Genomic DNA, 23,055 nt, shown 5'->3' with positions numbered 1-23,055 from the left:
GATACAGCCATTTGCGCTCATTGAAACTACGGCGCTCAGCTGCGCACGTACTCGGCGAGCACGACTCCAGACTCGTACGGCGTGATCGCGGTGGGGCGGAAGTCGGCGGGTGCGTAGCCTCGCCCTTCGAACAGCGGGATGCCATCGCCGAAGTGAACCGGATTGCGTTTGAGCGCCAGCCGGTCGATCTCGTCGCGCAACACGGCCGCAAGCGAGCCGCCTCCGCAGAGCCAGATCCCCTTGCCCTCTTCCGCTTTGAGTTCGCGCACGACCTCGACGGGATCGCGATCGGTGAACTCGACGCCGTCGGATCCTTCCGGGGCGTCATGTCCGCGTGTGAAGACGATCTGCCGGAGGTGGCGGTAGGGGTCGGGCAGATCGGGGAGGCCGACCGCATAGGTGTTCCAGCCCATGAGCACGGTGTCGAACGGACCGCCGTCGATCGGGAAGCCGAACTTCTCGGCGAGCACGGTCGGTGCTGTGCCCCGGTACTTCTCGACGATTCCGACCATGTGATCCCCCTCGACGAGGAACCGATCGAATTCTCCGTTGGGGCCGGCAATGTACCCATCGATGCTCACGGCGACGTAATAGGTAAGTTCTCGCATCATTTCTCCAATAACTACAGGTGCAGTGATTGGAGACTACAACAGATGCAGTGGTTGCGCTAGAGTCAGTCCATGGCGAAGAACGAAATGCGGCGCAATGCTCTGGCGGATGCCGGCATCGCAGTGCTGGCGCGGGAAGGCTCACGCGGCCTTACCCATCGCGCGATCGATGCGGAGGCGGGCGTTCCGGTCGGTACGACCTCGAACTACTTCCGCACCCGAGAGACACTCTTCACCGGACTGTTCGAACGGATCGGCGTGCGTCTCGCGCCCGCCCCGGCGGATCTCGAGGCCCGCGCCGAAGAACAACCCAGCCGCGCACTCTTCGCCGACTACACGCGTGACATCGTGCGCCGTCTGACCACGCAGCGCGAGGTGACGCTCGCCCTGTACGAACTGCGGCTCGAAGCCGCCCGGCGTCCGGACCTCGCCGCCTCACTGGGCGCGTGGCAACGCACTGGCTTCGACGGCGATGTTGCGTTCAATGAGGCTGCCGGGCTGCCAGGAGGGCGACGCGAGATCGCCCTGTTCCACTACGCGATCGAGGGCCTCATCTTCGATCGACTCACCTCTCCCATCGATCCGGAGACCTCCACCGACGAAGTCGTGGATGCCCTCGTCGCGGGGCTGCTGCCCGGCTGAGCGCCGCCGCGCACGCCATGCTCTCGACAACGCACAAACCGTCCTTCCCAGCGTCTGGGAAGGACGGTTTGTGCGTTGTCGGTTAGGCCGTGACGCAGGTCAAGCGTTGTTGTCGATCAGGCCACCAGGTGAATCAGACCGTGACGTCGCCGATCAGGTTCACCTTGATGCCCATGCCGTCGAACATCGCAGCCTTCGCGATGAGCGCCTTGTCGGCAGTCTCGGCATCCGGCGCGTAGACGAGCTGTGCGTGGTTGGCCTTGTGGCGAGCCATGAACTGATCACGAGAGACACCGTTCAGCACGACGTGAGCGAGCGGCCACTCCGGGTTGGTGGCATCCTTGCGGCGCTGAGTCTCCGCCTCTGGGAGCTCGACGACCGCGCCACGGAAGATGTCTGCCTGCAGGATGCCCTCGGCGATGAACACGCGCGACAGTACGATCTCGCCGGGCTTTGACACACCGTTGAGCGTGGCGCCACCAGCCGGGAAGAAGACGTGGCCCTGGCGCCAGCCCTCAGCCTTGTCCCAGCCCCCGAGGTGCGATGCCGGCACGGAACCGGAGATCTCGTATGCCCAGACGAACTGGCCGTCGTAGTCCTCGCCCCAGCGCACGTCGTGCAGCGTGTTGTCGGGCACGAGGCCCATCGCACGCCAGACGCGGTCGGTGACCAGCGCGTCGACCGCGACGCCCTCGTCGGCCTCGTTGAAGTGCGGGAACGCGCGACCTTCGTGCAGCACGCGCGAACCATCGCGCGAGGTGACCGGCGGGCGCTCGGTGGAGTTCAGGATGCCCTCGGCGAGGTCGGACGCCGGGACAAGATCCTTCAGCCCCTGCTGGTACTGGATGCCGACAGCATCCAGACCGAAGTCGTCGGAGATGCGCAGGGCGGCGATGTACATCTTCATCTGCCACTGCACCTGCTCGCGGGTGAGCTCAGTCGTGCCATCCTCACCGAAGTGGAACGTCATGCCGTGCTCGACGAGCCAGTCGAAGGCGGCGTCTGCCTCGTCTTCTGCGACATTGAGCATCTCGGCGTACAGCGCGGACTGCGACAGTCGCTCCTTGTAGATGCCGGTCTGGTTGAGCAGCTCGTCATCGAAGATGGCGTTGTACATGCCCATGCATCCCTCGTCGAAGACGCCGATGATGGCCTTCTCGTCGCGGAGCTGGGCGGCGAGTGCCTCGCCGAGCTGCTTCTCCGGGCTCTCCGGGAGCGCGGGGAGCGCACGCACGTGCGAGTAGTCGTGGGTGATGGTGCCGGTCTCGGTCCACTCCTTGAGGGTGGCCGTGAACCAGTCGTCGGTGAAGTCGACCGACCAGGTCGAAGAGTAGGGCTTGTCCATCTTGGTGAGGCCGGCGTTCAGGCCGAGCAGACCGACGAGTCCCGGCCAGTCGCCCGCGAAGTTCGCGACCGTGAGGATCGGGCCCTGGTGAGTGCGCAGGCCTGCGAGCACGTGGTGCGAGTACTGCCAGTTCGCGATCGCAACGATCAACGGCGCGTCAGTGGGGATGTTCTTGAAAATCTCAAGGCCCATGCGCTGGCTGGAGATGAATCCGTGCCCGGTGGCGGGGTCGACGCCGAAGGCGCGGACGACGCTCCAGCCGAGCTCACCGAAGACGCGGGACACGCCGGCTTCGAGAGCGACCTGGGTGGGCCATCCGCCGACGTTGGCGGCCTCGCGCAGGTCACCGGACGTGATCAGGTACGCGGTTTTCGGGGCGGATGCCGGGCGAGATGCCGAGACAGGAAGCGTGTAGGTCATGGTGTTCTCCGTTGATGGTGGGACTCCGAGGGTGCAGCACATGACGCGCCTGATCGCGAACTCTCTCCCGACCCTACATGAAATCGATTTCATCATACAAGGGAGACGCCAGGAGCGCGACTCTCTCTGCACAATTCCACCCCGCACTGAGTTCTCCACAGATCGTGTGTTTGCGCAGCATGCGCACCGAACATCGGTGACAAACTCCTGGCAAGAGCGCAGAATGGAGGCATGGAGATGAACGATCCACAGGTCTGGACGCTCATCGGTGTGTTCACGGCGATCATGCTGGGTGGCATGACACTGATGACGACCATGATGAGCCGGGTGATCCGTGCAGAAGTCGGCGGGCTACGCGGCGAGATATTCGGCGAGATCGGCGGACTACGCGGCGAGATCGGTGGCCTGCGTGGTGAGATGGTCAGCGAGATCGGCGGGCTACGTGGCGAGATGAACGCCCGCTTCGACACGGTCGAGCACAAGATCGAAACTCTCGACAAAGAGGTTGCGACGCTGGCCACGCGCTTCTGGGGCTCGCCCTAACTCATCGTTGGGCGCTGGCCGCTTGCACTTCGTTGCGCAGCACGACCGTGCGGGCAGGTTGCTGATCTCCACGGATGCGCTCGAGCAGCATCCGCGCGGCGGTGACGCCCATATGGCGCGCGGGGAGGCGCACCACGGTGACCGCTGTCGGCGAGAGAGTCGTGAACGGTAGCGAGCCGATGACGGCAACGCCGACCTTCGGCGGGGTAAGACCATGCTCGGTGAGCACCTGGATCGCACCGACGCCGATGAGGTTGTTGCCGGCAACGACGGCGTCGGGAGGCTCGGGCAGTGCGAGAAGCTCTTCCATAGCCGCGCGTCCTCCGTCGACGCGGAAGGTCACGAAGCGGAGCAGTTCCGGGTCGACCTCGCGATCGGCCTTGGCCAGCGCATCGCGCCATCCGGCCGCGCGTTCGGCCGCCGTGTCGATGTGCTCGGGGCCGCCGATGTAGGCAACGCTGCGGTAGCCGGCATCGATGAGATCCTGCGTGGCACTCGCCCCCGCGGCGCGATTCGCCATAGTCACAACGTCAATGTCGTAGGTCGTGCTGCGGTCAACCGCGACGACTGGCCGGCCGGTGGCGAGGATACCGTCGAGCTTCGACTCCTCCGATGCTGTCGCGATAATCACCCCCGACATGTGCTCAGCCATGGCGATATCGAGGTACGTCGCTTCCTTCTCCAACGCCGAGTCGGAGTTGCAGAGCACCACTGAATAACCGGCTTCGGATGCGACATCCTCGACCCCGCGCGCCATCTCGGTGAAGTACGGGTTCTCGATATCAGGGATGATCAGCCCGATGACCTCAGAGCTCTGCCGTCGCAGCGTGCGGGCCGTGCGGTTGGGGACGAACTTCAGCTGTTCCGCGGCAGCACGCACCGCTGCTACTTTCGCCGAGGAGACGCTCGTGCCGTTGAACACGCGCGACACCGTCGCCGGCGAGACCTGCGCGAGCGCTGCGACGTCGTAGATGGTGGTCATTGTGGAGTTCACTGTAACCGATTTCAGCCACTCGGCCGCGGGGCACCCAGCGGGGGCTGTCGATGCGCTCGCTGAGCGCTCCCGCCGTCAGCGCTGAGATTACTCGCCGCCAACAGTGCCCGCTCCACAACCGAAAGCGCACAAACCGCCCTTCCCCGGCTTCGGGAAGGACGGTTTGTGCGTTCTGGATGCCGGGTGCGCACCCGGGCAGAGAACCTCAGCGATAGAGCTCGACAACACGGCGCACGTCGGCGCGCTCGGCATCCGTCGGCTCAGCGATCGCCATACGACAGAAGGTGTCGGCCACGCCAAGCACGCGATATGCCTCTTTCATCCGCGCCATGTCGCCACCGATGAGAGACACGACATCGTCGACTGCAATCTGCGCAGCCGCGATCGCGGAGGCATCGCCCGAGCGTCCGGCATCCGCCAGCGCACGGAACGGCTTCGGTGTCACCGATGAGACACCTGAGACGACACCCTGGGCGCCCACCTCAACGGCAGCGATCAGGTCACGATCGGCACCCGTGTACAGCTCGAACTCCTCAGGAACCACCGCACGATATGCCGCGATCTCTTCCAGTGACAGCTCGCTGATCTTCGCGCCGACGACGTTCGGCAGCGCCGACAAACGCACCAGCAACTCCGGTGAGACCGTGTTGCCGCTGCGCGCGGGATAAATGTAGATGTACAGGCGACCGTCGCCCACGGCATCCGACACTGCCTGGTAATAGTCGAAGATCGAGGCCTCGGTCGAGCGCAGGTAGTACGGAGTGAGAGCGGCGAACTCTGTCGCACCGAGCTCGCGCGCGATGCGCGTGAGGCGCACAGCTTCGAACGTGCTGGGCTGACCGACGTGCACGACCACGCGCATCCGGTCCTTCAGCTCAGCAAGCGCCGCCTCGACAAGCGAGCGGAACTCCGCAGCATCCACCGCAGGGAACTCCCCCGTCGTCCCGAGAACGAATGCGCCCTCGTTTCCAGACTCCCCCACGAACCGGAAGATCGCGCGCGACGCTTCCAGATCAAGGCTCCCGTCCTGATGAAACGCAGTAGGAACGGCAGTCAGGATGTCGTAACGGGTCACTTCTTGTTCTCCTTGTTCTTTCGGCGCAGGCCGCGCCGCGGTGGTGAGTCAGGCGTGCGCACAGTCGATGTGAGCAGCTCGGGATCGGCGGCGAGTTCGTCATGCGCCTTCGAGATCTGAGCGAGGCTCTCGGTGTCGAGCACCGAATCCGCGAAGGATGCACGCTCCGAACGGGGTTTGCGCGCCGCACGGATCGCCGGCATGACGATCGAGAGCACGGCGAGGACGAGCAGCACAATCGCGATCGGGCTGACAACCTCGAAGAACGGTTTCGTCGGAAGGATCGCGAGGGTGCGTGCGAGGTTCTCCTCGGCGAGCGGGCCGAGAAGCAGACCAAGTACGACCGGCCCGGCCGGCACCTGCATCCGCTTGAGCAGCACGCCGATGACTCCGAACAAGAGCATCGTGATGACCGTCGCGATGCTGTTCGAGGTGGCATACGTGCCGATGATGCAGAAGATCAGGATGCCGCTCCACAGATACGGCTGCGGCACGTCGAGAAGCTTCACCATGCCCTTCATGCGCACGAGGCTCAGCACGAGCGAGAGCAGCGTCGCGACGAGCATGATGCCGACGATCGAGACGACCAGATCGGGCCGCTCAGTGAACAGTGTTGGGCCGGGAGTGATACCCCAGATGATCATCGAACCGATCATCACTGCCATCACCGAGTCACCGGGGATGCCCAACGCCATGGTCGTGGTGAGTGATCCGCCCAGCGTCGCGCTGGATGCGGTGTCGGAAGCCGCAACGCCCTCGATCGAGCCCTTCCCAAACATCTCGGGATGCTTCGACGCCTTGCGCGCGCGGTCCCAGCCGATGAGACCTGCGATGTCACCACCGGCCGCAGGGATGAGGCCGACGCCGAGACCGACCGCTCCGGCAACTGCAGTCGCGCGACCACTCTGCTTGAACTCAGCCTTGTTCGGCCACCAGCGGCCGAGGCTCGAGATCGGACGCACGTTGTTCTTGCGATAGGTGAGCAGCTGATCGAACAGCTCGGCGATGCCGAAGAGCCCGATGATGACGGCGATGAAGTTCAGCCCCTCGACGAGGTCGAGCGAGCCGAAGGTGAACCGCTTGTCTGCAGTGGCGGCATATGTGCCGACCGTGCCGAGCATGAGTCCGAAGAGACCGGCGAGGATGCCTTTGAGCATCGACTTCGACGAGATGCCAATCATGATCGCGATACCGAAGACCACGAGCGCGAACAGCTCGGGAGATTTGAAGTAGTCGCGGGCGAAGCTCGCGATCGGCACGGCCGCAACCGCGAACAGCACGAGCGAGGCGAGGATGCCGACAGCAGACACGATCGCCGACATCGTCAGCGCGAGTCCTGCCCTGCCTTGCTTGGCCATCGGGTAGCCATCGAGCGTCGTCGCGATGGATGCCGGGGTGCCTGGCGTGTTGATCAGGATCGACGGCACCCGGTCACCGAAGTTCGCGGCGACGTAGATGGTGAGCAGCACAGCGAGACCCTGCACGGGCTCGAGAGTCATGGTGAAACCGGCGGCGAGCGCGACAGCCATGGTGGCGGTGATACCGGGGAAGGCACCGACCATGAAGCCGAGCAAGAGGCCCACGAGCATGTAGAGCAGGATCGAGATGTCAAGGAGCGCGTCGAGCCCCTCCAGGAACGGGGTCATAGCGGAATCCTCAGGAGCATCCCGAAGACGACGTAGATGAACGCCGTGACGGATGCCGTGTAGATGATGAGGCTCAGCCAGCGCCGGTGCCCGTAGACGAGCATCAGAGCGGCCATGAGCAGGGCTGCGGCAATCGGGAAGATTTCGATGCGGTAGCCGAACAGGATGACCGAGCCGAGTGACCAGACGGCGACGAAGGCACCCGAGATCACGAGAGTTGCGACCACCCTGGCCACGCCACCGGGCTGGATGCGCTCAGTGTCCTCACGCCCTGGTGCCGGCCGCGTGATCGCAAACACCAAAATGATGATGGCGACGACGACGCCCGTCACTCCGAGCAGCATGGGCCAGAATCGGGCATCGATCTGTCCTGCCGCAACTTCTCGGCGCAGATGGATCTGCGTCGACAGCGCCAGGTATCCCGCGGTGAATGCGAGTGCGACGATGGCGAACGCTATTTCGAGCGCACGCGAGGGCGTCGCGCTCTCGTACTCGTCGCTCTCTGCGGCATCTGTTGACATGTGCTTCCTTCGACCGAGACGGGGACGGGGACGGAGGCCGGGGTGTCCCACGGCCTCCGTCATTGATGTCAGCCCAGCAGATCCTGGAACAGGGTGAACTGCTCGCCGACGAACTCTGTGAACTCCGCAGAGTCGCGGTAGACGACGAGGTTTCCGGCGTCTTGCTGGAACTGCGTGTAGGTGTCGGACTCTACGGCTTCCTTGATGGCGGACTCGAGCGTCGCGTGCACGTCGTCCGGAAGACCGGCGGGCGCGTAGATTCCGCCCCAGCCACCGAAGATGAGCTCGGCCCCGATAGCTTCTTCTGCAGTCTCGACGTCGGGAGCATCCGGGTGGCGCTCGTCGTTCAGCACGGCGAGGATGCGCACGGCGTCACCCTGCGAGAGTGCTTCGCCGAGGCCGGAGACGGCTGCGTCGGCCTCACCGGATGCGGCTGCCGCTACTGCGGGCGCGCCACCGTCGTAGGGGACGGGAGTGACCTGGCCACCGACCTCGGTGCCGAAGGCGATGCTGGCCGCTTCCCAGATGGAACCGGCGCCGGAGTTGGCGATCGTGATGGGCGCGGCCTTCGCCTTGGCGACGAGGTCTTCCAGAGTCTGCACATCGCTGGTGGCTGCGACCGTGATGACGCCTGGCGCCAGCATGATCTGGCCGAGCAGGTCGAAGTTCTCCGGCAGCACGTTCGCGTCCTGCGTGGTGTTGAGCATGGCGATCTCGACCGGACCGAAGCCGATGACGTAGCCATCAGGGTCTTGCTCTGCGACGTATTCCATCGCGAGCGCACCCGCAGCGCCCGGCATGTTCTCCGGGATCACGCTGACATCGAGGATGCCCTCGAGCTGGGTGGCGAGCGCGCGCGAAGACAGGTCAGAGCCGCCCCCGGGGTTGGCCTGGATGATCAGGCGGATGTCCTTCTCGGGGAAGGACGATGCGGCGTCGCCACCCTCATCGACCTTCGTGCATCCGGACATAACCAGTGCTGCTGTGGTGAAAACCGCGGCGGCTGCCAGCACGCGGTTCATGCGCTTGATAGGCATCTTTGCTCCTCTTTGAGTGCGAGTTGTCTTGAGTGCAGTTAGGGACTGACGGGGCCGAGCGTAGCAGTGTTCACTGTTGACAGTCAACAGTGAACACATGCGTGCGGGCATACGGAAGGAACCCGCGGATGCCGCGGCTCAGCGCTTCTGGAGATCTGCGGCAGCCGCCGCCGCAGCCTGCCCCAGCAGCGCGACATCGTTTGCCGCGATGACGAAGTCGATGCCGCGCTCACGCCAGTAGCGCGCCGCGTCGGCACCGCCGCAGTCGAGGCCCACCGCGGTCCCGACGGCATGACTGCGCTCGATGATGCGCTCGATCATCGCGTGCATCTGCGGAGACTCCGCGTATGTCTGGCGGCCGAGTCCGGCACTGAGCGAGAGATCGTTCTGTCCGATGTACACGGCATCAACATCCGGAACTGCGGCGATCGCATCGATGTCGGCGTACGCCGCGGCGGTCTCGATCATGACGATGCAGGCTGCCGCGCGATCGCCTTCTTCGTGATCGGGGAAGCTCTCATGCACTCCCTGCCACAGCGGACCCCAACTGCGCGTCCCACGCGGCGCGTAATGGCACGCGCTGGCGGCAGCTTCGGCCTCGGCCGCGCTGTTGACCATTGGCACGATCACTCCATCGGCGCCGAGGTCGAGTGACCGCATGATCAGGTCGGGGGTGTTCCAGGGGACGCGCACGATCGCCGGCGCTCCGCCCTGCCGCACGGCCTCGACCAGGGCATCCGCAGAGCTCATCGTCGAGTAGCTGTGCTGAAGGTCGATCGTGATGAAGTCGAACCCTGCGCGCGCCATCACTTGGGCCGTGACGGCGTCATCGAGGAACACCCAGGCGCCACTCATCTCGCGCCGCGCGTTAAGCCGCTCTCGAAACGTGGCCTTGTCGAGTGCCTTAGTGGCGGGCCCGGAGGCGGGCACGGTCATGGCGTCGTCTGCCGCGCGGCAGAGGTGCGCCACGCTTCCAGCATCCGCTCACGCGAACCGTCGAGGTGATCCTCCAGTTCGGCGAGCACTGCCGCGCTGTCGCCGCCCTCGATGAGGTCGATCAAAAGCGCGTGGCGCGCGGTCGTGACGTGCAGATCATCGTCGACGAGCACGGTCACCCGCAGCAGCGCCATGGTGATCGGCTCATACTGACGCCACACAGCGGCAAGCCGGCGGTGACCGGAAAGATCGCACAGCATGCTGTGGAAGATGACATCGACGCGGGCGAACTCGTCCGAGTCGCCGGCATCCGCAGCCTTGCCCATGGCCTCGACGACCGCACGCATCGCGCCGAGGTCTGGAGTCTTCTCCAGCGCCATGGTCATCGATGTCGCCAGCGACTCCAGCGCACTGCGCAGCGAATAGAGTTCGCGGATGTCACGCTCGTCGAGGCTCTGAACGAGGTAACCCTGACCCCGTTTGGCGATCAGACCTTCGGCCTCGAGGATGCGGAAACCATCACGCACCGGGCCACGGCTGACATTGAGGGAATCGGCGAACTCCGTCTCAACCAGGCGCTCACCCGCCTCGAGATCGCCTCGGACGATCGCATCGCGAATGTGGTTCGCAACCTGGGTTCCGAGCGCTTCGCGCACGACCTTCACCGGTTGAAGTCTGGTGGCCACACTGCTCTCCGCCCCGCTGACAAAATGTCTACAGTTAACATTTGTGGGATCAGGCTACCCCAATATGCCCTGCGAGCGCGATATCGAGACGCGGAACGGCCGTTGTCAGTCACTCTTCGTCGCCGGGACGCCGCGGCCGCCACAACACGACATCGGTCGACCGACGGATACGGCGGCCACTGAGAACCGGGATCACTCCGCTCGCACCGGCGGCGAAAACACGCACGCCGGGGCGGTTCGCGCGCTCGGAGCGCAGGGCCCCTTCAAGTTCGAGGACTCGGTGGCGCAGCATCCGCACCTCGTCCTCGAGATAAAGCAGCCGCGCAATGGCGGGAAGACTCATGCCCTCGGCGCCGAGCCTGGCGACCTCGCGAAGCTGCTGGATGTTCCGCGCCGAATAGCGGCGGGAGCCACCGCGCGTGCGGCCGGGCACGACCAGCCCGATGCGGTCGTACTGGCGCAGTGTCTGCGGGTGCATGCCTGCAAGTTCGGCCGCGACGGCGATCGCAAAGACCGGGGCATCTTCATCCTCGACCACTGCGATCACCTCCGCGACTCGAACTCGTCATCATCAGGCTTGCGCCTTCGCCATCATCTCCGCGCGCGGGTTTTCCTTCGGCTCCAGTTCGTGGAACTTCTCGAGCGCCTCGCGCGCCGCAGCATCCAGATGCGTGGGAACGGCGACCTGCAGTTCGGCGAGCAGATCGCCGGTGCCCTTCGCCGTGCTCACGCCGCGACCCTTGACCCGCAGGATGCGACCGGACGGCGTGCCTGGTGCAACGCGGAGCTTGACCACGTCCCCACCGAGAGTGGGCACTTCGATGGTCGCGCCGAGAGTCGCCTCTGTGAAGCTGACCGGCACGGTCAGGCGTAGGTTCAGGCCATCACGCGTAAACACCGGGTGCGAACGCACCTTGATCGTCACGACGATGTCGCCACTCTCGCCGCCATCAGGCGACGGACGACCCCGACCGCGCAGGCGAATCTTCTGCCCGTCAGCGACACCGGCAGGAATCTTCACCTTGAACGGCTTGCCGTCCTCGCCCTGCAGGGTGATCGTCTCACCCTGCACGGCAGTGGCGAAGTCAAGCGTGGTGCGTGCGGTGACGTCGGTGCCCTTCTGAGGGCCGCCGCGGCCGCGGAATCCACCGCTCGTCTGTCCGAAGCGCCCGGAACCGAAGCCGCTGCCGCCCTGCCCCTGGTTGAACATCGCGAAGATGTCCTCGAAGTCGGCGTTGCTCTGACCACGACCCTGCTGCCCGTATCGGCTGAACACGTCTTCGAAGCCACCCGCACCGCCACCGCCCGAAGTGAAACGCGCGCCGGAGCCCATGGCCCGGATCTCGTCATACTCCTTGCGCTGCTCCGCGTCGGAGAGCACCGAGTACGCCTCGCTGACCTCCTTGAACTTCGCCTCCGCCTTCGCATCCCCCGCATTGGAATCCGGGTGATACTTACGCGCCAGCTTGCGGTACGTCTTCTTCAGATCCGCATCAGCGACGTCCTTGGAGACGCCGAGCGTCTTGTAGAAGTCCTTGTCGAACCAATCCTGGCTGGCCATCGATCACCTACTCTGCAGGAACAGCGACGACGACCTTCGCCGGACGCAGCTCGACGTCACCGAGGCGGTAGCCCACCTCGACGACATCGAGGATCGTCGAGGCCGTAGCCCCCGGGGTCGGCTGCTGGAAGATCGCCTCATGGTGCTGCGGATCAAACGCTTCACCCTTTTCACCGTAGGCGACAACACCCAGGCGCTCCACAACGGTGCGCACCTTCTCGCCGATGACGAAGAAGGGCGTGCCCTCGACAAGGTCGCCGTGCTGGGTGGCACGGTCGAGATCGTCAAGCACCGGGAGCAGCCCCTTGGCAGCCTCACCCTTGGCACGCGCGATCTCGACGTGCCGCTGCTCTTCTGTGCGTCGTCGGTAGTTGGCGTACTCCGCCTGCAGTCGCTTGAGGTCGTTGAGCAGAGCGGACTCCGCATCAGCGATCGCCGCGTCACCTGCTGCTGCCTCGTCGGTCTGCTCTGCGTTCAGGATGTCGTCGACCGTGAGCCCCTCGACAGGGTCGGTGATCGATCCGTCGGATCCCTCTGCGGCGGCAGCCTCAGCAGAATCAGGGTTCTCCTGCGGCGACGGGCCGGATGCCGCAGCATCCGACCCCTCGTCCTCAGGAACCTCGGCATTGTCGTCGAAGTTCTTCTTCGTCATGGCTACTTCTTCTCGTCCTCGTCGTCGACAACCTCTGCGTCGATGACATCTTCTTCGTCAGAAGCCTCATCGGCGGGAGCATCGCCGTCGGCGGATTCGCCTGCCGCAGAATCCGACTGCGACTGTGCGTAGATCGCTTCGCCGAGCTTGCCCTGCGACTCGTTGAGCTTGTCGAACGCCGACTTCACCGCGTCATCGTCTTCGCCGGCCAGAGCGGTCTTCAGAGCGTCGACGTCAGCCTGAACCTCGTCCTTGACCTCGGCGGGGAGCTTGTCCTCGTTCTCCTTGATCAACTTCTCGATCGAGTACGAGAGCGTCTCTGCCTGGTTGCGCTGCTCAAGAGCCTCGGCGCGCTTCTTGTCGTCAGCCGCGTTCTCCTCGGCCTCGCGAACCATGCGCTCGATATCTTCCTTCGACAGCGACGAGCCGCCGGTGATGGTCATCGACTGCTCCGTGCCGGTGCCCTTGTCCTTGGCGGACACGTGCACGATGCCGTTGGCATCAATGTCGAACGTGACCTCGACCTGTGGGACGCCACGGGGCGCCGGGGCGATACCGGTGAGCTCGAACGTGCCGAGCGGCTTGTTGTCGCGAGTGAACTCGCGCTCGCCCTGGAAGACCTGGATCGCGACGGACGGCTGGTTGTCGTCTGCCGTGGTGAAGGTCTCGCTGCGCTTGGTCGGGATCGCGGTGTTGCGGTCGATGAGCTTGGTCATCCGACCACCCTTGGTCTCGATACCGAGACTCAGCGGGGTGACGTCGATGAGCAGCACGTCCTTGCGCTCGCCACGCAGGACACCAGCCTGGAGAGCGGCGCCGACGGCGACGACCTCGTCCGGGTTGACGCCCTTGTTCGCTTCCTTGCCGGTCTCGCGCTTGACGAGTTCGGCAACAGCAGGCATACGCGTCGATCCACCGACGAGCACGATGTGGTCAATGTCGGCGACCTTGACGTTCGCCTCACGGATGACGTCTTCGAACGGCTTCTTGGTGCGGTCAAGCAGGTCCTTGGTGAGGTCCTCGAACTTCGCACGCGTGATCGTTTCCGAAAGCGAGACGGGGCCCGACTCTGTCAGCGACAGGTACGGCAGGTTGATGGAAGTGCTGGTCGAGGAGGAGAGTTCCTTCTTCGCCTGCTCGGCTGCTTCCTTCAGACGCTGCAGAGCGATCTTGTCGCCGGAGACGTCGACGCCGGTGGTCTCCTTGAACTGCTTGATGAGGTGAGCAACGAGGCGCTGATCCCAGTCATCGCCGCCGAGGCGGTTGTCTCCGGAGGTGGAGCGCACCTGAATGGTGGAGAAGTCGTCGTCCTTGCCCACTTCGAGCAGCGAGACGTCGAAGGTTCCGCCACCGAGGTCGAAGACCAGGATGAGCTCGTCTTCCTTGCCCTTGTCCAGGCCATAGGCGAGGGCAGCAGCGGTGGGCTCGTTGATGATGCGCAGCACGTTGAGGCCGGCGATCTCGCCGGCTTCCTTGGTGGCCTGGCGCTCGGCGTCGTTGAAGTACGCGGGGACTGTGATGACAGCATCCGACACGGTGTCGCCGAGGTAGGACTCAGCATCACGCTTGAGCTTCATGAGGATGCGCGCGGAGATCTCCTGCGGCGTCCACTTCTTTCCGTCGACGTCGAAGCCCCAGTCGGTGCCCATGTGACGCTTCACGGATGCGACGGTGCGGTCGACGTTCGTGACAGCCTGACGCTTCGCGGTCTCGCCGACGAGAATCTCGCCGTCCTTCGTGTATGCGACGACCGATGGGGTCGTGCGGAAGCCCTCGGCATTGGCGATAACCTTCGGCTCGCCACCCTCGAGGACGCTGACGACGGAGTTCGTCGTACCCAGGTCGATTCCAACAGCACGTGCCATGCGATTCTCCTTCTGGTTGAAGTCTGTGAGTGAAGTTCTCTGGCGAATCAGTAAACCTGAGTCGCGATGACTCAACTGTACTCAGGCGAGCGGATGCTGTCAAAACAAACTTGATACGCCTCCACTCAAGTTTGGATACGGGGTTAGGCTGACCGGATGAACAGAACGCGCTCTCTTCGGGTCACAGCCATCGCAATCCTCGCTCTCACGACGCTGCCGCTCAGTGGATGCCTGTTCAGTTCCATCCCCTCTGAAGCACCAAGTGCAGAAGAACCGATCAGCACTCCTTCGCCCTCTGAAGAGGCCACCGTCGAGGAACCGGCCGACGATGAGTCCGAGGAGACGTACAGCGACGTTCCGGCAACACTCTCGTTCGCTGACGGAGCGCTGCTTTCCGACTCCACGTACATCGAGTGGGCCGACGGCCTCATGTTCGATGACGGGTGGGAGATCACCACACCCGACACCGGAAACGGCACCTGGGGCTACACCACAACGGACGGCACCTGCACGGCGTCATTCTGGCAGGGGACGCTGGACGGCCTGACACCGACCGGCGACGATTCCGCCGACACCGATGCGGTGATCGCGTTCTTCCTGGACGCCGAGGTTGCCGACGTGACGGCCGCGGCCACCAACACCGAACTCAGCTACCAGGTGGGCGGCGCAGGCGGCCTGGACGCGCGCAGCATCGGGGGCCAGCAGGATGATGATGCCCGCACGTGGAGCATGACCGCGCGCGCATTTGGCCACGTCGGCGCCGGCGTGTACACGCTGGTCGACTGCACCGGCGGAGACTTCGATGCCACCGTCGCCGAGGTCATCGCTCAGAACGCGATCGCCGCGTACTGATCCCCCTCCTCTTCCTTCACGAAAGAGAAGCCATGGCTGCACCCGATGACCACGCGCTCTGGCGCCGTGAGCGCCGTGCTTCCGTGACGGCACCTACCGGAAATCTCGCGCTCATCGAGACACGTTGGACGGGCAGCGAGCGCCCCGATGTGGATGCTGAACAGGCTGCGGCTGGCGCATCCGTCACGGTGACGCCACTCGAGCGCAAGAATCTCACGACCGGCGACGTCGAGTATGGGCTCCGCCGCTGGGATGCCGAGTCCGCTGCGATCACGGCGTTCACTGACATCGACGCCTACCCCTACGCCCCAGACTGGGTGATCGACGCGCAGTTCATTCCATCCGATACCGACCACACAATCCCCGTCGAGCACATCCGCGACAACGGCGGCACGCGAGACACGGCCATACCGGGGGACATCACATTCACCCGCGGCGGCGCTATCCATCGCCTGGCCGCCCTCGACAACGGTGACTCGCTTCTGCTGGTGTTCGGCGATTCCACGAACGGCGATCCCTCACACGGCGGCGAGACATACGGGTCCGGCCGTTTCCTCACCGTTCGTCGCGGCCCCGCCGCATTCGGCACGCCCGGTGCGGTGACCCTCGACTTCAACCGCGCCTTCGTGCCGCCCTGCGGCTTCTCCGCGCAGTACAACTGCCCGCTGCCGCCAGCACAGAACCGGTTCGCCGAGCCTATTCGCGCCGGCGAGAAGAACGTCGTGTTCCGAGAAGGATTCGACCTCTACGCGGCAACCTGAGCACGAGCGGCGGAACTCACTTGCCGCCGGGAGGACCGGCAAGGAGAAGCACGACATAGAGTGCCACCACCGCAACGGCGATGAGCGCCACGAGTACCCACGGTCGGCGCAGGAACCAGCGCATCAGCCGGTCGTACCAGGTGCGATCCTGCGGGTGATCGCTCTCTTCCAGGCGCCATTCGCCCTGTAGCCGGTCACTGCGATGCAGCCAGATCTCCGTGGGGATGGTCGCGTACGGGATAACCGCGCTGGCGATCGCCACCACGGCGACGCCGATCGACCACCTCTGGTTGAACGCGACGAGGATCGCCGTCGCGCCATAGGCGAGGAAGATGAACCCGTGGATGCCACCGCCGACAGTCACCACGATGCCTGGAGCGCCGACCGCGCGGGCAATGAGCGCAGAGATCAGGATCGTCCAGGTGATCGCCTCGGCGATCGCGAGTACACGGAACAATCGGGCAGGTGTATGGAACACGGCACTCCTTGGGGTCGCATTCCAGCCTAAGTCAGCGAGTCGATGCATCCGCCGTGACCATGGCCCCGAGCGTAGCGGTGGGTGCGGAATAACCGACCGCGACGCATCGTTGCCCACAAGCATGACGACGATTGATGCGGCCGCGCTGGAGAGAGTGCTCTCCTCCGTCGACGTCCGCCTCGGTGTCGCACGTCGAGACACACTGGGTCCCGGCTCTGTCGCCTCTCTTCCGGCCGGGTCCGTGTGGCTCGTCTTCGTTGCAGGCGGCGCTGTTCACGGACAACCTCCACTCGGCCAGGCGTGCGCGCTCGACGTCGACCGCGTTTCACGCTCGGTCGCATACTCGCCGAATGCAGCACAGGACTTGCTGGTCGAGGGTGATGCCTTCCTGACTCTCGGTCGCCAACCCGTCACGCTGCGCTCGGATGATGGCGCTTCGCTGATGATCGCCGAGCTGCAGCTGTCCGATACGGCCGCCGAGCTGCGCGATGTACTGCCCGAATTCATCACCGTCACTGACTTCGCAGGTCTCGAACCCGCGGCCGCGGCTCTCGCCCGCAACCTCGGTCCTGCAACCCCTGATGATTGGCCGTTGCGCTCCGGCGACCCGGTCATCTGCCGCCTGATGACGACGACGGTACTGCTGTCGGTCATCCGCGCCTGGGCCGAGAACGGCTGCGCGCCCGCCGGGTGGCCGTCCCGCTCAGGCGACCCGTTCTTGGATCGTGTCGTTGAAGCCATCCACGACCAGCCCGGCCGAGAGTGGACCGTGGAAGCGCTCGCGGGCATCAGTGCGATGTCGCGTTCGGTGTTCGCCGAACGATTCCACCGGGCCATCGGCCGCTCGCCCGCCAGCTACGTCACCGAGGTGCGCATGCAGTCGGCAAAGGAACTGCTGACCTCTGGTCACGCGGTCTCAGACGTCTCCCGACAGCTCGGCTATGCCTCCGACGAAGGCTTCAGCCGCGCGTTCCGCCGCGCGACGGGTGCAACCCCGTCGTCGTGGCGCGTGCGCAAGCTGGACCCGGTTCCCGCGTAGCGGCGTGAGCCTCAGCGGCCCACCCGGTTCGACGCCCCGAACAGCGCGGCACCGACGAGGAGTGCAGCCGCACCCAGTACGTAAACGAGTTCGATCCCGACGTTGTCGACGAGGAGCCCGCCGAGCCCGGCCGCGATCATGATCGCACCCTGGAATCCGACGACGACCAGGCTGCCGCCCGCCTCGAGCCGGTCGGGCATCCGGTGACCGACCCAGGTGTTCACGACGATCAGCCACGAGGCGAAGAAGAATCCCCAGACGAAGACCACAACGCCGATCGCGAGCACGGAACCAGCCAGCAGGATGGCCCCGCCGACCGCCACCGCGATGACCACTGGTGCCAGCACTGCGAAGAACGCGAAGGAGTGGTCAACGACGAGGCCGATGACGATGTTGCCGATCAGACCGCCGACGCCGAAGAGCGCGAGCAGCAGCACGATCGTGCCGGCATCGATGTCCGGCATCCGCTCCAGCGCGAGACGGATGTACGTGTAGGCGAGGAAGTGCCCGAGAATGACGAACATGTGTCCGACCAGTCCGAGACCGACCCCTGGACGGCGGAACGTGTCGATCAGGATTCGGATGCTGGAGACCTGAGCGGCGGGGACCGCCGGCAGCAGCGTCCGCAGCGCGATCGCGAGCAGGCCGGTGACGATTCCGGCGAGCGCGAACACCGCACGCCAGTCCATGATCTCGGCGAGCATCACGCCAAGAGGAACGCCCGCCACTGTGGCGAGCGACACGCCTGCGGAAGTGAACATCACGGCACGACCGAGACGTTCAGGCCCCGCGATCCTTACGGCGACCGTGATCGACATCGCCCAGAACGTGCTGATCGCCGCGCCCAGGAGGAACCGTGCGAGAAGGATGATGACCAGGTTCGGCGCGATCGCGACGATGAGGTTCGAGACGGCAGCGGCGAGCGCCATCCAGATCAGCAGTGATCGACGATCGACCCGGGGAAACACGAGGCCCACCGTCGGCGCCACGATCAGCCCGACCAGCGCCGTGACGGTGACGGTCTGCCCTGCCTGGCCGGGTGTGATGCCGAGGCCCGCGGCCATCTCTGTCAGCAGGCCGTTCGGCAGGAACTCCGCGGTGACAAGCAGAAACCCCATCATCATCAAGACGATGAGGGCGCCGTAGCGGATCCGCTCGGCAGCGGGAGCGACGGGGATGGGCGCGGTGATTGTCATGCTTCTAAGATCGCAGGCAGACGGATGCCGCGCCCGATCAGTCGTCCGCAGCATCCGACCGTTCGTCCGGAGCGGGCCGGCGCACCAGATATCGTCGAGTGTCGCTCATTCTCTCTCGAAGGCTCCCCCCACTCATGACCAAAACAAAATCAGCAGCCTCGGCGCGCCCCGAAGACGAAAAACTCGGTATCGCTCCGAGCTTCGCCTACGGGCTTCAGCATGTGCTGACGATGTACGGCGGCATCATCGCCCCTCCCCTGGTGATGGGCCAGGCCGGCGGGCTGTCACAACCCGAGATCGGGATGCTCGTCGCCTGCGCACTGTTCGTCGGCGGACTCGCCACGATCCTGCAGACTCTGGGCCTGCCGTTCTTCGGCTCCAAGCTGCCCCTGGTGCAGGGCGTCTCGTTCTCTGGCATCGCGACGATGATCGCCATCATGACCGAGGGTGGACTGCCTGCCGTCATGGGCGCAGTGATCGCATCGTCCGTGATCGGTCTGCTGCTCGCGCCTGCGTTCGCGATGATCGTGCGCTTCTTCCCACCGGTAGTCACCGGCACCGTGATCGTCTCGATCGGGCTATCACTCCTGCCAGTCGCTGCAGGTTGGGCGATGGGCGGCGATACCACCGCCGATGACTATGGCTCGGTTGCCAACCTCGGGCTTGCCGCCTTCACTCTCCTGCTGATCGTGCTGCTGACGAAGTTCGGCACGCCGACGATCTCCCGTCTCAGCATCCTCATCGCACTCGTGCTGGGCACGGTGTTCGCCGCAGTCGTCGGCGCAGCCGACTTCTCCACGGTCGCGGAGGGCCCGATCGTGGCGCTTCCGACCCCCTTCGCCTTCGGGATGCCGACGTTCAACGTCGCCGCGATCCTCTCGATGTTGATCGTCGTGCTGGTCACCTTCACCGAAACGACCGCCGATCTGCTGGCCGTCAGTGAGGTCGTCGGCACCAAGGTCGACTCGAAGCGCATCGCGGCAGGTCTGCGTGCAGACATGCTCTCCAGCGCCGTGTCGCCGATCTTCAACTCGTTCACTCAGAGCGCCTTCGCCCAGAACGTCGGACTCGTCGCGATCACCAAGGTCAAGAGCCGGTACGTCGTCGCCGCGGGCGGTGTGATCCTCGTCGTCCTCGGCATCCTGCCCGTCCTCGGACGAGTGGTCGCCGCCATCCCCACCCCGGTGCTCGGCGGTGTCGGCATCGTGCTGTTTGGCTCCGTCGCAGCCAGCGGCATCGCGACGCTCGCCAAGGTCGACTACCGCGACAGCCTGAACCTCATCATCATCGCGGTCGCGCTCGGCTTCGGACTGCTGCCGCTGGTGGTCCCGACTGTGTACGCGGCGTTCCCGGCATGGTTCTCGGTCATCTTCCAGTCGTCGATCAGCTCAACGACGATGATGGCGCTGCTGCTGAACATCTTCTTCCACCACGTCCTGAAACGTCGCCGCGCCGTCGACGCGGAGGCCGTCTCAGTTCCCGCGTTCCGGGAGATTCCGCACGAGCTTCTCGCCATCCTCAAGGAGGGCGACCACTACGTCGGCGGCGCATTGAAGGATGCCGAGGACAACGAGATCGCGGTCCGCTCAGACGACTCGCGCTGAGCCGCGCTGCGAGCCGGTCACCAAAAAGCACGTGCGCTCCGAGACGCGCATGGTTTATTGTTGAGTTCGCACCGGGAATGCCCCGGAAGGAATTTGAGCGAAAGGAGCTGTGACATGAACGCTGTCTTTGTCGCACCGCCTGCCGCCGACAACCTTCCCCTCAAGGCCTCCCGCTCCTGATCCGCGTGTGGCCTCCACTTCCGGAGCAACCACCTTGACTGATCCTTTTGCGTCCTTCGACGCAACCCTGTCCTTTTCTGACCCCCTGTCCTTTTCTGAAATCGAACCCGGCGAAGACCAGCGCTGGTCCACGTGGACAGCCATCACCCCTTCCGAACGCGGCCCCGAACCCTGGCCGACATGGGTCGTGACATCAGCCGGCGCAATCGACACCGAACTCGGCATCCTCAAGACCGGCAAAGAGGCGGACGTCTTCCTCATCGAACGCGCCGTGCCAGACAGCCAGGCCCAGCGAGTACTGCTCGCCGCCAAGCGATACCGCAGCACTGAGCACCGCACCTTCCATCGATCCGCGGTGTACACCGAAGGGCGGCGCGTGCAGAATTCGCGCGACGGCCGCGCGATGGCGAAGAAGACGGCGTTCGGGCGCGAAGTGGCAGCCGCTGAGTGGTCGTTCGCCGAGTTCAGCGCCCTCTGCCGAATGTGGGAGCTCGGAGCACCCGTGCCCTATCCCGTGCAGGTGAACGGGTCGGAGGTGCTGATGGAATTCATCGGGACGGATGCCACGGCCGCACCCCGTCTCGCCCAGGAGCGCGGCGACCGCCGCATGCTCGCCGAGTACTACGCGCAGATCGTCGAGATCATGCATACCTTCGCCCGCGCGGGTTTCGCCCATGGCGACCTGTCCGCCTACAACCTGCTCGTGCACGATGGCCAGGTGCGCGTGATCGATCTGCCGCAGATCGTCGACATCATCGCGAACCCACAGGGGCTCGATCTGCTGCACCGCGATTGTGTGAACGTCTGCGACTGGTTCGCCCGGCGCCGGGTGGAGTGCGACGCCGAGGAACTCTTCGCCGAACTGATGGCGGCGTCGTTCACGTGAGGCCTCGCGGTCATGATCGAGAGGCCGGCGACGCATAGGCCGCGCTCGGGACGGAGCGGATGCTGCGGCGCGCCGTCACCACCCGTTCACCGGACCCGGCCAGACTTCGAACATGAGCGCACCCGACAAGCCCGACTCGACGCCGCCGCAGCCGTCGGCCACCGCAAACAGCGGCGCCGTCGGCGTGATCGGTCTGGAACTGCGCGGCGAGACCCCAGCACCGAAGAAGCAGGTCTACTCGTGGGCACTGTGGGACTGGGCGACGCAGCCCTTCAACACCGTCATCCTGACGTTCATCTTCGCCGCTCTCTACCTGACCACCGATGCGTTCATGCCGCCGGAGATCGCAGCACTCGATCCCGACAGTGCGGTGTACAAGGCGGCCGAGGCTGATCTTGCATCCGGTCTGGGGCTCGGTTCGACGATCGCGGCATTCGCGATCCTGCTGTTCGCCCCCGTGCTCGGGCAGCGTGCGGATGCGGCCGGACGCCAGAAGCTCTGGCTCGGAATCGGCACCGGGGCCCTCATCCTCTGCATGTTCGGCCTGTGGTTCGTAGAGCCGACACCGGCACTGTTCTGGCTCGGCGTCGCCTTGATCTCAGCCGGCTCGGTGTTCGGCGAGATCGCCGCGGTGAACTCCAACGCCATGCTCATCGGCATCGCGAACCCTAAGACAGTGGGTAAGATCTCCGGTCTCGGCTGGGGCTTCGGCTACATCGGTGGTGTCATCGCTCTCGTCATCGTCATCGTCTTCTACGCCTTCAACTGGTTCGGAATCTCCGATGACGGAGGCCTGCCCTTCCGCCTCATCGCAGTCGGATGCGCCGTGTGGGCGATCGTCTTCAGCATCCCGATCTTCCTGAATGTGCCGGAGCCGTCACTCGGACGCCCAGAGCGCAAGGTCGGCTTCTTCCGCTCATACGTGCTGCTCACCAAGGACGTCGTCCAGCTCTACCGCTCCCCCGAGACCCGCCCGACGTTCTGGTTCCTGCTCTCCAGCGCGGTGTTCCGCGACGGGCTCGGCGGCATCTTCGCCTTCGGCGCGATCATCGCCGGTCAGGTGTTCGGCTTCGAGTTCCTGGAGCTCGCCATCTTCGGCATCGCCGCCAACCTCATCGCCGGTGTATCCACGATCCTTGCCGGCCGCTTGGACGACCGATTCGGCCCCAAGCGCATCATCCTGTTCGCGCTGGCCGCGATGGTGGTCGCCGGCCTCGCCGTTTTCTTCCTGGTGGATGCCGGAACCATCGTGTTCTGGATCGGCGGTCTGCTGCTGTGCGCGTTCGTCGGCCCCGCGCAGGCGGCATCCCGCTCATTCCTGGCACGCGTGACACCGGCCGGGCGAGAGGGTGAGATCTTCGGCCTCTACGCCACGACCGGACGCGCTGCGAGCTGGATGGCATCGGGCGCCTGGACGCTGCTCATCGTGCTCACCGGCTCAACCACATACGGCATCCTCGGCATCATGATCGTATTGCTCGCCGGATTCCTGCTGTTGCTTCCCGTCAAGGCGACGTCGGTGCGCTGA

At 64.9% G+C, this 23,055-nt stretch carries 23 protein-coding genes; 8 read left to right on the top strand and 15 right to left on the bottom strand.

What is annotated here, in order from left to right; genetic code table 11:
- Positions 1 to 35: 35 nt before the first annotated feature.
- Positions 36 to 611 carry a dihydrofolate reductase family protein gene (locus ACSU1G_RS25665; protein ID WP_439282954.1) on the bottom strand — a complete coding sequence of 192 codons (576 nt, stop codon included), beginning with the start codon at positions 609 to 611 and terminating at the stop codon, positions 36 to 38.
- A gap of 69 nt (positions 612 to 680) precedes the next feature.
- Here ACSU1G_RS25665 and ACSU1G_RS25660 point away from each other — a divergent pair, with 69 nt between their 5' ends.
- Complete coding sequence (locus ACSU1G_RS25660) at positions 681 to 1,250, top strand: TetR/AcrR family transcriptional regulator (protein ID WP_439282952.1); 570 nt, start codon at positions 681 to 683, stop codon at positions 1,248 to 1,250.
- 133 nt (positions 1,251 to 1,383) lie between these two features.
- On the opposite strand, the gene ACSU1G_RS25655 is transcribed toward ACSU1G_RS25660, so the two are convergent.
- Complete coding sequence (locus ACSU1G_RS25655) at positions 1,384 to 3,015, bottom strand: fucose isomerase (RefSeq protein ID WP_439282950.1); 1,632 nt, start codon at positions 3,013 to 3,015, stop codon at positions 1,384 to 1,386.
- 231 nt (positions 3,016 to 3,246) lie between these two features.
- On the opposite strand from ACSU1G_RS25655, the gene ACSU1G_RS25650 reads away from it, so the two are divergent.
- Positions 3,247 to 3,558 carry a hypothetical protein gene (locus tag ACSU1G_RS25650; RefSeq protein WP_439282949.1) on the top strand — a complete coding sequence of 104 codons (312 nt, stop codon included), beginning with the start codon at positions 3,247 to 3,249 and terminating at the stop codon, positions 3,556 to 3,558.
- A 1-nt stretch (position 3,559) separates the two neighbouring features.
- Here ACSU1G_RS25650 and ACSU1G_RS25645 read toward each other — a convergent pair whose 3' ends face one another.
- The 11 genes from ACSU1G_RS25645 to dnaK all read right to left on the bottom strand — a co-directional run bounded on the left by ACSU1G_RS25645 (position 3,560) and on the right by dnaK (position 14,531).
- Positions 3,560 to 4,540, bottom strand: a complete 981-nt coding sequence (locus ACSU1G_RS25645) for a LacI family DNA-binding transcriptional regulator (RefSeq protein ID WP_439282948.1) — start codon at positions 4,538 to 4,540, stop codon at positions 3,560 to 3,562.
- A 217-nt stretch (positions 4,541 to 4,757) separates the two neighbouring features.
- Positions 4,758 to 5,627, bottom strand: coding sequence for a dihydrodipicolinate synthase family protein (locus ACSU1G_RS25640; protein WP_439282946.1), 870 nt, complete (start codon positions 5,625 to 5,627; stop codon positions 4,758 to 4,760).
- The gene (locus tag ACSU1G_RS25635) at positions 5,624 to 7,273 is read right to left on the bottom strand and encodes a tripartite tricarboxylate transporter permease (RefSeq protein WP_439282944.1); all 1,650 of its coding nucleotides are present in this window, start codon (positions 7,271 to 7,273) and stop codon (positions 5,624 to 5,626) included. The genes ACSU1G_RS25640 and ACSU1G_RS25635 overlap by 4 nt, the downstream gene beginning before the upstream one ends.
- On the bottom strand, positions 7,270 to 7,794 hold the full coding sequence (locus ACSU1G_RS25630; RefSeq protein WP_439282943.1) for a tripartite tricarboxylate transporter TctB family protein: 525 nt from the start codon (positions 7,792 to 7,794) through the stop codon (positions 7,270 to 7,272). The genes ACSU1G_RS25635 and ACSU1G_RS25630 overlap by 4 nt, the downstream gene beginning before the upstream one ends.
- A 68-nt stretch (positions 7,795 to 7,862) precedes the next feature.
- Complete coding sequence (locus tag ACSU1G_RS25625; protein ID WP_439282941.1) at positions 7,863 to 8,831, bottom strand: tripartite tricarboxylate transporter substrate binding protein; 969 nt, start codon at positions 8,829 to 8,831, stop codon at positions 7,863 to 7,865.
- Between the two features lie 138 nt (positions 8,832 to 8,969).
- Positions 8,970 to 9,800 carry an HpcH/HpaI aldolase family protein gene (locus ACSU1G_RS25620; protein WP_439282939.1) on the bottom strand — a complete coding sequence of 277 codons (831 nt, stop codon included), beginning with the start codon at positions 9,798 to 9,800 and terminating at the stop codon, positions 8,970 to 8,972.
- Positions 9,764 to 10,432 carry a GntR family transcriptional regulator gene (locus ACSU1G_RS25615; protein ID WP_439282938.1) on the bottom strand — a complete coding sequence of 223 codons (669 nt, stop codon included), beginning with the start codon at positions 10,430 to 10,432 and terminating at the stop codon, positions 9,764 to 9,766. The genes ACSU1G_RS25620 and ACSU1G_RS25615 overlap by 37 nt, the downstream gene beginning before the upstream one ends.
- A gap of 130 nt (positions 10,433 to 10,562) precedes the next feature.
- Entirely contained in the window at positions 10,563 to 10,991 is a 429-nt protein-coding gene (locus ACSU1G_RS25610; RefSeq protein ID WP_439282936.1) for a heat shock protein transcriptional repressor HspR, read from the bottom strand.
- Positions 10,992 to 11,024: 33 nt separating this feature from the next.
- Positions 11,025 to 12,014: a DnaJ C-terminal domain-containing protein gene (locus ACSU1G_RS25605; protein ID WP_439282934.1), complete on the bottom strand. Its 990-nt coding sequence runs from the start codon at positions 12,012 to 12,014 to the stop codon at positions 11,025 to 11,027.
- 7 nt (positions 12,015 to 12,021) lie between these two features.
- Positions 12,022 to 12,666 carry a nucleotide exchange factor GrpE gene (locus ACSU1G_RS25600; RefSeq protein ID WP_439282932.1) on the bottom strand — a complete coding sequence of 215 codons (645 nt, stop codon included), beginning with the start codon at positions 12,664 to 12,666 and terminating at the stop codon, positions 12,022 to 12,024.
- A 2-nt stretch (positions 12,667 to 12,668) separates the two neighbouring features.
- The gene (gene dnaK, locus ACSU1G_RS25595) at positions 12,669 to 14,531 is read right to left on the bottom strand and encodes a molecular chaperone DnaK (RefSeq protein ID WP_439282930.1); all 1,863 of its coding nucleotides are present in this window, start codon (positions 14,529 to 14,531) and stop codon (positions 12,669 to 12,671) included.
- Positions 14,532 to 14,687: 156 nt separating this feature from the next.
- Between dnaK and ACSU1G_RS25590 the strand changes: the two genes are divergently transcribed.
- Positions 14,688 to 15,383, top strand: coding sequence for a hypothetical protein (locus ACSU1G_RS25590; RefSeq protein ID WP_439282928.1), 696 nt, complete (start codon positions 14,688 to 14,690; stop codon positions 15,381 to 15,383).
- A gap of 32 nt (positions 15,384 to 15,415) precedes the next feature.
- Positions 15,416 to 16,144: a DUF1684 domain-containing protein gene (locus ACSU1G_RS25585; RefSeq protein WP_439282927.1), complete on the top strand. Its 729-nt coding sequence runs from the start codon at positions 15,416 to 15,418 to the stop codon at positions 16,142 to 16,144.
- 16 nt (positions 16,145 to 16,160) lie between these two features.
- On the opposite strand, the gene ACSU1G_RS25580 is transcribed toward ACSU1G_RS25585, so the two are convergent.
- Positions 16,161 to 16,622, bottom strand: coding sequence for a DUF3817 domain-containing protein (locus ACSU1G_RS25580; RefSeq protein WP_439282925.1), 462 nt, complete (start codon positions 16,620 to 16,622; stop codon positions 16,161 to 16,163).
- Positions 16,623 to 16,743: 121 nt separating this feature from the next.
- Here ACSU1G_RS25580 and ACSU1G_RS25575 point away from each other — a divergent pair, with 121 nt between their 5' ends.
- Positions 16,744 to 17,661: a helix-turn-helix transcriptional regulator gene (locus ACSU1G_RS25575; protein WP_439282923.1), complete on the top strand. Its 918-nt coding sequence runs from the start codon at positions 16,744 to 16,746 to the stop codon at positions 17,659 to 17,661.
- An 11-nt stretch (positions 17,662 to 17,672) separates the two neighbouring features.
- Here ACSU1G_RS25575 and ACSU1G_RS25570 read toward each other — a convergent pair whose 3' ends face one another.
- The gene (locus ACSU1G_RS25570; RefSeq protein ID WP_439282921.1) at positions 17,673 to 18,857 is read right to left on the bottom strand and encodes an MFS transporter; all 1,185 of its coding nucleotides are present in this window, start codon (positions 18,855 to 18,857) and stop codon (positions 17,673 to 17,675) included.
- Between the two features lie 134 nt (positions 18,858 to 18,991).
- On the opposite strand from ACSU1G_RS25570, the gene ACSU1G_RS25565 reads away from it, so the two are divergent.
- The 3 genes from ACSU1G_RS25565 to ACSU1G_RS25555 all read left to right on the top strand — a co-directional run bounded on the left by ACSU1G_RS25565 (position 18,992) and on the right by ACSU1G_RS25555 (position 23,055).
- Positions 18,992 to 20,461: a nucleobase:cation symporter-2 family protein gene (locus tag ACSU1G_RS25565; RefSeq protein ID WP_439282919.1), complete on the top strand. Its 1,470-nt coding sequence runs from the start codon at positions 18,992 to 18,994 to the stop codon at positions 20,459 to 20,461.
- 214 nt (positions 20,462 to 20,675) lie between these two features.
- Complete coding sequence (locus ACSU1G_RS25560; RefSeq protein WP_439282917.1) at positions 20,676 to 21,527, top strand: serine protein kinase RIO; 852 nt, start codon at positions 20,676 to 20,678, stop codon at positions 21,525 to 21,527.
- Positions 21,528 to 21,639: 112 nt separating this feature from the next.
- Positions 21,640 to 23,055, top strand: coding sequence for an MFS transporter (locus ACSU1G_RS25555; protein ID WP_439282915.1), 1,416 nt, complete (start codon positions 21,640 to 21,642; stop codon positions 23,053 to 23,055).

This window comes from Microbacterium sp. A93 (assembly GCF_051842835.1).
Note: the sequence above shows the minus strand (reverse complement) of the source record. Positions and strands in the feature narration are given on the sequence as shown.